The sequence below is a fragment of the Nocardioides sp. OK12 genome, assembly GCF_024341885.1.
GTDB lineage: Bacteria > Actinomycetota > Actinomycetes > Propionibacteriales > Nocardioidaceae > Nocardioides > Nocardioides marinisabuli.
Genome location: NZ_BNET01000033.1, coordinates 1 through 1127 on the forward strand (window position 1 = coordinate 1; position 1127 = coordinate 1127).

1 protein-coding gene is annotated in these 1127 nt (G+C 66.5%); it reads right to left on the bottom strand.

All coding sequences use genetic code 11. The annotated features are described in order from the left end of the window. Positions 1-1006 (bottom strand): IS481 family transposase (locus OCU29_RS19735; protein ID WP_261821257.1); only part of this gene is annotated, 1006 nt, incomplete at its 3' end. Between the last annotated feature and the right edge of the window lie 121 nt (positions 1007-1127).

Here is a 1127-nt window from a genome sequence, read left to right on the forward strand (position 1 = left end):
TGTGATGTCCAGCCAGGTTGTCCAACCTGGTGATGGGTGTCGCCTTGCCGATCGCTGAGTGGGGCCGGTGGTGGTTGTACTCGTGGATCCATGCTGGCAGAGCGGCGAGCCGGGCTGACTCGGAGTTGTAGAACTTCTTGAAGGCCCACCCCTCGGCGAGGGTGCGGTGGAACCGCTCGACCTTGCCGTTGGTCTGCGGCCGGTACGGCCGGGTCCGCTTCGGGGTGACGCCGAGATCGGCGCAGGTCTCGCGCCACAGGTGCGACCTGTAACAGCCGCCATTGTCGCTGAGCACGCGGTGGACCGTGACGCCTCGCTCGGCAAACCAGGCGACCGCGTTGCGCAACACGGCAGCGGCGGTCTCCTTGGTCTCGTCGTCATGAGCCTCGACGTAGGCCACACGGGAGTGGTCATCGATCACGGTATGCAGGTAGCAAGTGCCGATGAGGGGGTCGCGATGCTTGCTCCGCGGGGCACCAGTGCGCACGACGGTCGCCGATCGGTTCTTCTCGCCCTGCTGGCGACCCACGTAGCGCCACCCGCCGCCGTCGGGGACGCGGCCGAGCTTCTTGACGTCGACGTGGATCAGGTCCCCGGGCGCTTCGTGTTCGTAGCGGCGGATCGGCTCGCCCGTGGCGCGGTCAATGTGGGTGAGTCGGCTGATCCGGCAGCGAACCAAGACGGCATGCACGGTCGAGGCCTGCATCCCGAGCCGGTCAGCGATCTGGACCGGACCCAGGCGGTGCTTCCAACGCAGGTGGACGATCTTGCGGACGACCGGGGCCGGGGTTCGGTTCGGTTGGCGGTGCGGCGCCGATGACCGATCAACCATGCCGTCGGGACCCTCGGCGAGGTAGCGCTCGGCCCACTTCTTCGCGGTCTTCCACGACACGTCGTAACGCTCGGCCGCTCGAGCCGGCGACCAGCCCTGGTCAATGATCAGACGCGCCAGCCGCAGCCGGGTGCGCGGCGTCAGGGCCGCATTGGAATGGGTAGCGTGGGACATGAAGACCTCCTGGTCGTGAAGCGGTTCCTAGATAGCTCCACTCCACACCGGGAGGTCTTCACCCATCTACACATCAGATCGTGTCGTCACACGATCTCGACCAACGTGCCTGGTCATCACA